General features: G+C 69.3%; 6 protein-coding genes. 1 reads left to right on the top strand and 5 read right to left on the bottom strand.

All coding sequences use genetic code 11. From position 1 onward, the window contains the following. The 5 genes from QZY03_RS27870 to QZY03_RS27850 form a co-directional block, all read right to left on the bottom strand. Nucleotides 1-646, bottom strand: a 646-nt coding sequence (locus QZY03_RS27870) for a response regulator (RefSeq protein WP_295586969.1), incomplete at its 3' end; no start/stop codon positions are given. After that, nucleotides 643-3,534, bottom strand: coding sequence for a hybrid sensor histidine kinase/response regulator (locus QZY03_RS27865; RefSeq protein ID WP_295586967.1), 2,892 nt, complete (start codon nucleotides 3,532-3,534; stop codon nucleotides 643-645). The genes QZY03_RS27865 and QZY03_RS27870, both read right to left, overlap by 4 nt. Then, nucleotides 3,531-4,019, bottom strand: coding sequence for a chemotaxis protein CheW (locus QZY03_RS27860; protein WP_295586965.1), 489 nt, complete (start codon nucleotides 4,017-4,019; stop codon nucleotides 3,531-3,533). Before QZY03_RS27860 ends, QZY03_RS27865 begins: the two co-directional genes overlap by 4 nt. Before the next feature lie 8 nt (nucleotides 4,020-4,027). Further along, entirely contained in the window at nucleotides 4,028-6,352 is a 2,325-nt protein-coding gene (locus QZY03_RS27855; protein WP_295586964.1) for a methyl-accepting chemotaxis protein, read from the bottom strand. A gap of 188 nt (nucleotides 6,353-6,540) precedes the next feature. Continuing rightward, nucleotides 6,541-7,083 (bottom strand): chemotaxis protein CheW, encoded by a 543-nt coding sequence (locus tag QZY03_RS27850; RefSeq protein ID WP_295586962.1) that lies wholly within the window; start codon nucleotides 7,081-7,083, stop codon nucleotides 6,541-6,543. Nucleotides 7,084-7,674: 591 nt separating this feature from the next. Between QZY03_RS27850 and QZY03_RS27845 the strand changes: the two genes are divergently transcribed. Beyond that, nucleotides 7,675-9,780 (top strand): response regulator, encoded by a 2,106-nt coding sequence (locus tag QZY03_RS27845; protein WP_295586960.1) that lies wholly within the window; start codon nucleotides 7,675-7,677, stop codon nucleotides 9,778-9,780. The last annotated feature ends 203 nt before the right edge of the window (nucleotides 9,781-9,983 follow it).

Below are 9,983 nucleotides of genomic sequence, written 5' to 3'. Positions count from 1 at the left end.
GCCCGCGCGGCAGGGCGCCGAACAGGGTGGCGAGTGCGCTCGGCCCCCCGGTGGAACTGCCGACCGCGACCACCCGCACCTCGGCATGGTGCCTTGCGGTCCCGGTTGGTGCGGTCGCGGTGTCCGAGCGGGTCGCCCCGCCGGCCGGCCGCGGCGGCGGCACCGCGACCGTGCCGGCGCCGGAGCGCAGACTCAGCACCGTGCGCATCTTGCGCAGCAGGCCGGCGCCGGCGGTCAGCAAGTCGGCGCGGGTCACGCTCTCCCCCGGCCGCGCCTTGAGGCTCGGGGTGTGGGTATAGTCCAGCGCGCCCTGCTTCAGGGCGTTGAACAGATAGGCGGTATTGCTGCGGATAGTCGCGCTGGAGATCAGGATACGGGTGGGGCAGGCGGCCATGATGCGGCGGGTGACCTCCACCCCGTCGATATCGGGCATGTGCAGATCGAGTAACACCAACTGCGGCCGCAGTCGGCAGGCCAATTCCACGCCGGCCAGGCCGCCGGTCGCCTGCCCGAGCAGCCGAAAGCCGCCGTCGGCTGCAATCACGGCCGCGGTGACTGCCCGCGCGACCGGCGAGTCGTTGACGATGACCACCCCGGCCGGCGGCGGCGCGACGGCATCCGCGGTACGCGGGGCCGTGATGCTCATGGTGCGCGACCAGGGGTCCAGGCGGGCCGCGGCGCCGGCGGGTCGGCGCCGCCGGCGCCGTCCGCCGCGAGCAGTTGGGCGACCAGCGCCAACATGGCATCGGTGTCGAACTCGGACTTGGTGACATAGCGGTCCGCGCCCGCCTCCAGGGCGCGGTCGCGGTCTTCGGTCCGGTCTTTGTAGGAGACGACGATGATCGGCAACCGCCGGAAGCGGTCGATGCCGCGCAGGGTGCGGATCAATTCCAGTCCGTTCATGCGCGGCATGTCGATGTCGGTGATGAGGATGCGATGATCCCCGGCCTTGGCCTTGTTGAGCCCGTCCACGCCATTCACCGCGGTGGTTACCTGATAGCCGGCCTGCTCCAGGAAGTGCCGTTCGACCTCCCGTACGGTCACCGAGTCTTCCACCACCAGAACCTGGGCCGGTGTCGTGTCCGCCGGCGCCTCCGTCCGGCCGGGACCCGGCGTCAACTCCGGCAAGGGTGCAGTCAGCGCCGCCGCCGGATGCAGGTGCCCGATGCCTTCGTGCAGGTGTTGCAGCAGATCCGGGACATCCAGGATCAGGGCCAGACCGCCGTCCTCCAGTAAGGTGAGTCCGGAGACCTCCGCGACCTTGCCCAGGCGTTCGTCCAGTGGCCGGGATACCATGTCCTGCTCGTCCACCACGGCCTCGACCAGGAGTGCGCAACGGCTATCCCCCTCGCCCAGCACCAGCAGGTGCTTGCGCTCCAGGTCGGCGTGGACCGGCGCCAGCCCGAGGAGGGCATGGAGCTGGACCAAGGGCAGGGTTTCCTCCTCGAGGTGCACTGCCAGCCGTCCGGCGATTTCGCGCAGGTCGACGGCGGCCAGGCGGCGCACCCGCGCCACCTCGCCCATGGGGAAGGCGTAGCGTTGATCGCCGAACAGGGGGTGGCGTCCACCCACCACCAGCAGGCAGCGGGTGAGCGACAGGCTCAAGGGGACCAGCAGTTCGAAGCAGGTGCCGCGGCCGGGTTCGCTGCGCACGCCGACGGTGCCGCCGGCGGCCTCGATGCCGGCCTTGACGATATCGAGCCCGAAGCCTCGCCCGGACGTGGCCGAGACCGTGGCCGCGGTGCTCAGACCCGGCAGGAAGAGAAACTGCATCCGCTCCTCGATCCCCATGTGCGCCCAGAGCGCGGCCGTGGTGTGGCCAGCCGCGATCACCGCCGCCGCAAGCCGCGTCTGGTCGATGCCGGCGCCGTCGTCTTCCACCCGGATGCGCATCCGGGACCCGAACTGGCGCGCCTCCACCAGGATGCGCCCGCTCGGCGGTTTACCCTGGGCGGTGCGCACCGCGACCGGCTCGATGCCGTGATCCAGCGCATTACGCAGCAGGTGCAGCAAGGGGTTGCGCAACTGCTCCAGCACCGCCCGATCGATGCGGTTGTCGATCCCGTCGAGTTGCAAATCGACCCGCTTGCCCAGTTCCAGCGCCAGATCGCGGGCGAGTCGCGGATAGTCGTCCAGCAGGTCTCCCAGCGGCACCAGGCGCGCCTGGGTCACCTGGTCCGCCAGGCCGTCGGCCAGATGCCGCAGCCGGCCCTCCATCCGATCGTGCGCCTCGGTGAGCACATCCAGCGCGCCGGCGCCGGCAGACAGCCGCTGGGCGCCCTGGCGCAGCGTCTCCTGCAGGGTCTCCCGGTCCAGGTCCTCGCTCAGGGCGGCCGCCACCAGACGCTGGATCTGGGCCGCGGCGCGGGCCTGGGACCGTGACAGGACCCGCAATTGCTGGCGCTGCCCGGCCAGGGCCGCGACCGCCACCGTCAGTTCGCCCGACAGCCGATGCAGCCGGTCGAGTTGTTCATAGTCGAGCCGGGCCTGACGCCGTGCGGCCGGGGCGGGCTCGGCGCGCGGTTCGTCGGGCGGCTTCCCGTTGGACCCGGCGGCGGATCCGGCGACCGGCGCGGCCGCGACACTGACCGTCGAATCCGGCGGGACCGGGGGTGCCGCGTCGGCGATGAGTCGGCTGAGCGCGGCAACCCCGGCGGCTGATGGGATGGCGGCCTGGTCCGCGGTCTGCCCCGTCGGCGGGCTGCACGGAGGCCGGACGCCGCCGTCCCGGTAGCGGGCGAGCGGTTCCAGGAAACCGGCGAGCGGTGGGGGCTCGGCGCCGGCGGCGATCCCTTCCAGCACCGCCTCGATCCAGCGCAGTCCGCAGGTGATGACGGCGATCAGGTCGGGCGATGCCGGGACCGCGGTGCTGCCCGCCGCCTCGTGCTCCGCACGGACCAGATCCTCCAGGGCCCCGGCCAACTCACGCACCGGATCGCAGCCGACGGCGCGGGCGGCGCCCTTGAGGGTGTGAAAGACGCGGCGCAGGTGGGCGTCCCAAGCCTCCGCGTCGGCCGCCGGGTCGGCGAGCCTGGCGCGCGCCTGCGCCAACTGTTCCTGCACCTCGAGGCGGAAGATGGCCAGCAGGTCGAGGCCGGCGACCCCGTCTGCCGCATCGGGCGACTGCAGCATGGCCGGGTCCGGCAGCGGTGCGGTGTCGTCGGGGGCGGCCTGGTAGTCGTCCACCCGCGCCAGGAAGGTGGCCAGGTCGGGGAGTTCGCTCGCCGCCAGCCGCGCCTCCAGGGTGGCGCGGGTCAGGTCGATGGCGAGCAGACACAGATCCACCACCGGCGGACGGAACGGCGCGGTGCCGTCGAGGATGGCGTGGAATACGTCTTCCAGGCGATGCGCGATCTCGCGTTCCTGATCGAAGCGCACCGCCCGGGCGGCCCCTTTCAGGGTATGAAAGACCCGCATCATGGCCTCGACCTCGGCCCGGCCGGGCGGTCCCTGCTCGCAGGCCAGTGCCAGGCGGGTCGCCTCTTTGAGGTTGGCCTCGGCCTCGGCGCGGAAGATCTCGGTGAGATCGTTCACGATCGGCTGTCCTCGGTGGTACCCCGCAGCAGGGCGAGTTCCGCGGGTTCGAGCAGGCAGGAAAGCCGCAGTTCCTGGGTCAGACGGCCATCCACCGGCCACAGGTCGCCGAGAAAGGCGGGGGCGCCGGCCGCGGTCAAGACCGGTTCGCGGCGCGCGTCGGCCGACAGGGTGCGAATCCCCGTGACCGACTCCACGATCGCCCCCAGGGACACCCCGCCGGTAGAAAAACACAGAATGCGGTTGCCGCGCTGCCAGCGCCGCCAGGCCGGACCCTGGATCGCCGCGGGCGCCATCTGCGCGCGCCCCAAGCGTTCCGCCAGGTCGAGGACCGGCAGGGTGGCGCCGCGCAGGTCCAGCACCCCGGTCAGGAACGCCGGCGCCTGGGCCAGGGGGCGCAGACGCGCCGGCATCAGCACCTCGTCCAGGTCCGACAAGGGGGCCAGGTACTGTCCGCCGGCGGCGGTGAAGAGCAGTGCCTCCACGGGGGCACTCAGACGCGGAAGACCGAGACGGCGCTCGCGAGCTGAGTGGCCATGGCGTTCAGCTCGTAGGTCACCGAGCGCGTCTGGCCGGCCGCCTTGGAGACCATGTTGGCGGAGGACAGCATCTCGGTGGAGGTGGTCTGGACCATCCGCGCGGACTCCGCCTGAGCGCGGACCGATTCCAGGATCATGGTCATCTGCTCCTGGATGCGCTCCATGGCGCTATGGATGGCGGCCAGCGCCTGGCTGGAGTCGCCGACCAGCGCGACCCCGTGGTGGATCTCCTCCGAGGACTTGTCCATGGCGAGCGCCGAGGATTCGGTCGCACGCTGGATGTCACGCACCATGCCGCTGATGTTGCCGGCGGAATCGATGGAGCGGTCGGAGAGTCGGCGTATTTCCTGGGCGACGACTGAAAAGCCCTTGCCCATTTCGCCGGCCTTGTTGGCCTCAATGGAGGCATTCAGCGACAGGAGCGTGGTCTGGTCGGCCACCATCGAGATGGTGGAGACCGCCTCGTTGATGTCGTCCATCTTGTCGTTCAGGGCCTTGATCCGCTCGGCGGTTTGCCGGGTGGAGGTGCCGATGGCGTCCATCGAGGCCATCATCTGGGTGGACTTGTGGTTACTGTCGGTGACGATCCCGGCGATCTCGTTGACGTTGCGGCCGACGGTTTCGGAGGAGGCGACCAGGGTGGCGGCACTCTGCGACATCTCATTCAGCGAGGCGGAAAGTTCATTGACCGCGCTGGCCTGCTGGGCGGAGGAGGCCGCCTGTTCGGTGGCCGCGGCCTGAATCTCATTGATCGACGACGAGAGTTGCACGCTGGCCCGCTGGATGCGCTGCACCAGGGCGAGCAGGTTCTCGCGCATCTGGTTGAAGGAGTCCGCCAGGGCGCCGAGTTCGTCGCGGCTCGTCACCTCAACCGCATCGCTCAGGTTGCCGCGGGCGATCTGGTGCGAACCGGCCATCAGCGCTTCAATGGCGGACACGATGGGCCTTGGTACCGTGACCAGGACCAGAAGACCCACCGCCAGCCCCACCCCGGCCGCCCCGGCGACCAGCCATAGGGCGGCTTCCCCGGTCGCCCGCAGACCCGCGCTCTCGGCGGCGATGTCGCGCCAGGCGGCGGCCGTGAGTTCTTCGGTCAGGGCGACGATGCCCTCGACTGCCCCGGTCAGGGTGTCATGTTCCGCCTTGATCCGCGCGGTCACCTCCTGTCCCGCGCCGGCGTTGTCGGTGAGCCGGGCGCCCGTCTCCCGCCATTGGGCGGTATAGGCGGCCAGGGCCTTGCGCAGGTCCGCCAATCCGTCCGCCAGGCCCGCCGCCTGAGCCGGCGCGCGCACCTGATCGAGCCGGGCGGCCAGTTCCGCGGCGGCCGTGCGCGCGCTGTCCTGGAGCAGCGGGTCATGGGCAGCGAAGAAGATCTGGAGCGCCACCCGTTCGCGCAGGAGGTCGGCCGTGAAACGGTCCAGGGTGCGTGCCAGGTCCAACCGCCCGCTGCCCTCGGCCGGCGCACCCACGCCCCAGGCCGCCGACGCCAACTCCTGCGCCTGGGTGATGACGGCATCCAGGCGTTCGGCCAGGGCCTGCTCGCTTGCCGCCAGGACCGCGGCGCGCTCGGTCTGGCCTTGACGCAGGGCGGCCACGGATTTGACCTGGGCCGCGAAGCGCGATTCGAAACGCTCCAGCGCGGTGCTAAGCGCGGTCTGCTGGGCGGTGATGTCGATGCTGCTCCTGGATTCGATCAGCACGGCCAGGGGTTTGAGCCCGGCAATCTCCTCGCGCACCCGCGCTGCCAGGCGCATGACTTCATCGCGTGCCCCCTCGTCGTCGAGCAGCAGATAGTCCGCCTGGGCCAGGTTCATCCGGTAGACGGCGCTCTTGATCGCCTCGCTGACCCGTGCCAGATCGGCATGATGGCCCAGCTCCGGAATGCCGTCGGAGCTGATCCCGTGGATGGTGCGCACCGCGACCAACCCGAGCAGGAGAATCACCAGGGTCAGGAGCCCGAGCGAGAGATTGAGCTTGCGCTTCAGGCTCATGCCCCGCAGTACGGCCCGCCCGCCGCCGCCCCCGCCAGTTCCCGCGCTGCCTCCGGCACCGGTGTGGATGCGCCCCCGGCTCTCGTCCGGCTCACGGCGGCCGCGCCCGGCGCCGCCCGCATAGTGGGCCGGCACGGTCCCGGCCAGGTCCCCGAACGGCACCCCGCTTTGCACCCCGTCGGGTTCGGGGACGACGAATTCGCTGGGTCGTCCTTCGTGACGCGGTTCGTCGTGTCCCTGATCACGGTGCAGATCCGCGTGGGTGTCGCTCTGATGGTCGGCGCTCATGGTGCGTGCCTTGGCAATCGGTATTTATTGGTGGGCCGGATCCGGCCGGGCCCCGCCCCTGGCTGCCGCTCCAGGGGTGGCGACCGGGCCATTTGTAAACGAGTCCTTACTGTGCCACAGAGTCCCCGGCGGACAAAGGGCCATAGCGATTTTTGCCGGATCCCGTCCCAAGATCTTCGGGCAATCGCCTAAAAATGGCTGAAGCTGCCCGCGCGCAAAGGGGTAAGATCGAGCCGGGCGAGGGCGCGTCCGCGATGTTCGGCCAAGCCGTTGCGCCAGACCAGATCCGTGGATTCGCCGCTGGTCAAGGTCTGGAAGAGATCCGGGTCCAGTTCCTCCACCGACTCCACCCCATCCACCGGCAGACCGGCCCGGCGGCCCCGCTGGTCGCGCACGACCAGTGTCCGGTTGGCGGTGCCCAGGCGGTAACCGGCGGCGACGCCGAGGATGGCCGCGGTGTCGAGCAGGGGCAGCAACTCGCCGCGAATATTGGCGAGCCCCAGGATCAGTGGGTTCACATGGGGCAGGGCGATGCCGGTGGTCACACAGGCGACCTCGTCGAGGTCATCGAGGTTGACGGCGAAGCGCTCGCCGCCGACCCGCACCAGCACGAAGGGGCGCAAGGCCGTCCGGGCGGCGGCGGCGGACTCGGCATAGCGCGCGGTCCAATGCTCCAGGTCCAGGTCGGCCAGGTCGTCGAGCGCAGACTCCGGGAGGTGGGCAGGCGTCATGTCGGTTCACTCGGGGCGATAAGGAAAGTAGCGAGTCAAGAACAAGTTAAACACAATCGTCGTTGTCGTAGTCGGAAAAGCCATTCAAGTGAGGCATGAGCAGCGCGGCCTCGATCAAGATTCCGGCCACTTGGGCTCGCCGGGTGCGTAGTCAGGCCATCCTGGCCTGACACCGTCAGGGCTGGAAGCCCTGACTACGTACGCCGCCGGCCGGGATGACGATCAAGGCCGTTTTCGGTGCTCCGCGGCACGCATGCCCGAAAGCGGAACTGGAGCCAAAAAACGCATACCGAAAAGGGTCTATATATTGTTGGAGGCTGATCGGATCGTGACGACCAGGCATCCGTGTTCCGGGCGGTCGAACGCCGACCTTGCCGTCGGCGCCTGACCGGCGCGCGGTCGGGCACTGCCTTCGCCGGGAAAGGTAACCCCGATGCGCGCCAGGGGCAAGGGTCGTCGGTCGCAGATGAGACGCCCGCCGCATGCCGCGCATAAAGGCGTGGGGGCACGCGGGGAACCCCATGACGGGAATAATCGGAACGCGTCGTCCAAGGTTCGGCAGTGAATCAATCGGACGGCCAGGAGGACGCCATGCAAGATCAGCCCGGTGACAGTCAAGAGACCAGTGAAACGATCCTCTACGTCGGTACGGATGCCGGGCTGCCGCATCGCATCCGTCCCTTGCTCAATGAACAGGGCCTGCGGCTGACGGCCTGTTCCGACCTCGATGCTCTGCGCACGCAGTGCCCCGCGCACGATTGGACGGCACTGATCCTGGACAGCGCCTTGCTCGCGTCCGACCAGACGGTTCAGTCGTTCATGGCGGCGCTCGCGCAGGGCGGGGCGCCGATTCGGAATCTGGTGGTCATCGCCCACACGAAGGACATCGGCTTGCGGCTTCAGGCGTTGCGCGCCGGGGCCGCCGCGTTCTTCACCGCGCCGGTGGGGAGCCGCGCACTGGTGGAGCGGCTGTGCGCGCTGTGCGCTCCGCGCACGGCGGCCGTGGGCCGGGTGTTGGTGGTGGAGGACGACCCCATGCAAGCGCTCCTGGTCGAGCGCATCCTCAGTGCCGCCGGGTATACGGTACGCACCCAGGGTGACGCGTTGCAGGTGCTGGCGGTGATCGAGGACTTCCAACCCGAGCTGATCCTGATGGACCTCAATATGCCGGGCGCCAACGGGGCCGAGCTGACCGCGATCATCCGCGAGCACGAGGTCTTCGCGTCCGTCCCCATCCTCTTTCTGTCCAGCGAGCGGGATCCGGTGCGGCAGAGCGACGCGCTCAGCATGGGCGGCGACGCCTTCATCGCCAAGCCGATTCGTCCTGATCTCCTGATCAAGGCCGTCACCCAACGGCTGGAGACGATGCGCGCGGTCCGCGGCCGGTTGCGGTTGGCCGAGCACCAGGACCCGGTCACCGGGCTGGCGTCGCGCCATTACTTCGTGAGTTGTCTGGAGCGCGCCATCGCCGAGCCGGGTATCGGCGAGGCCGGCAACGGCCTGCTGCTGATCGCGCTTGACGGGGCGACCAGCATTGATGAGCGGATCGGTACCGGCGGAGCCGAACTGGTCCGCGCGCGCGCTGGGTCGACGATCCCCGCGCGGCTGGAGTCTGGCGAGCTGGCGGTCCGTTTGGACCATCATCGCCATGCCGTGCTGCTGCGTCGTGCCGGAGCCGACGCCCTCCTGGCTGCCGCGGAAGGGCTGCGCGCCGCGGTCGCCGCGGCACCGCTGAAGATTGGCGGTCAGTCACTGACGGTCAGCGTCAGCATTGGGGTCGGGCTCTTTCACCCGGCCGCCGGTGATGCCATTACGGTGATCTCGCGCGCTGAGAAAGCCTGCGCACAGGCCCAGGGTGCGGGCGGCGACCGCGTGGTCATGTATCGGCCTTTCGTGCCCGGACCGGGAGATACGCTGCATGAACAGCGGATCGGCGCGCTCATCGACCGCGCGCTGACCGGTGCCGAAATGGAAGGTGGTTTTCGCCTGTTCTATCAGCCGCTGGTCGCCGTCCAGTCACCGAGTCCGCAGTTGATGGAGGTGCGCCTGCGGCTGCTCGAGCGCGATGCCGAGTTGATCCCGGATGCGGACTACCTGCCCGTCGCCACGCGCGGCGGGCGGTTGTGCGATATCGACCGGTGGCTGATGCTGCGGGCGCTTGCGGCACTTGCCGGTCAGGCGCCCACCCATCCGGAATTGCGCCTCCTGATCCCCCAACACCTGGACACCTTGGCGAGCGACGGTTGGGTGCTCTGGTTCCGCAACCAGTTGGTCTCGTCCGGACTGACGCAGCAGCGTCCGATCATCGAGGTGTGGCTCGCCGATCTGCTACAGCGCCCTGATGACAGCGCGATCCTGCTGCGGATGCTGCACAAGCTTGGGGTCAAGGTCTGCCTGCTGGACGTGGATCTGACGGCGGCGGCCAGGGATCTGGTTGTCGAACTCCAACCGCCGCTGGTCAAGATCGCGGCCGCCACGCTGCACCGAGCCAAGCCCGATGAGTTGCTCCGGCTGATCACGCGTCTGCACCAGACCGGGACTGAGGTGATTGTCGGCGGCGTCGACGATCCGGCGCGGGTCGGATCGATCTGGGCAAGCGGCGCGGACTATGTGCAAGGCGCTCTGATCCAGGAGCCGCTGCCCGATTTGACATTCGATTGGACTGAGACCGTGCTCAATGCCGAAGGCGGCTTTTAGCACCGTAGGTTGGGGTGAGGAACGAACCCCAACATCCCCGGCCGCCAAGCGTTGGGGTTCCTTCGTCACCCCAACCTACGGCCCTGAGACCGTGCTCAATGCCGAAGGCGGCTTTTAGCACCGTAGGTTGGGGTGAGGAACGAACCCCAACATCCCCGGCCGCCAAGCGTTGGGGTTCCTTCGTCACCCCAACCTACGGCCCT

It is taken from the genome of uncultured Lamprocystis sp., from assembly GCF_903933125.1.
Lineage (GTDB): Bacteria > Pseudomonadota > Gammaproteobacteria > Chromatiales > Chromatiaceae > Thiodictyon.
Note: the sequence above shows the minus strand (reverse complement) of the source record. Positions and strands in the feature narration are given on the sequence as shown.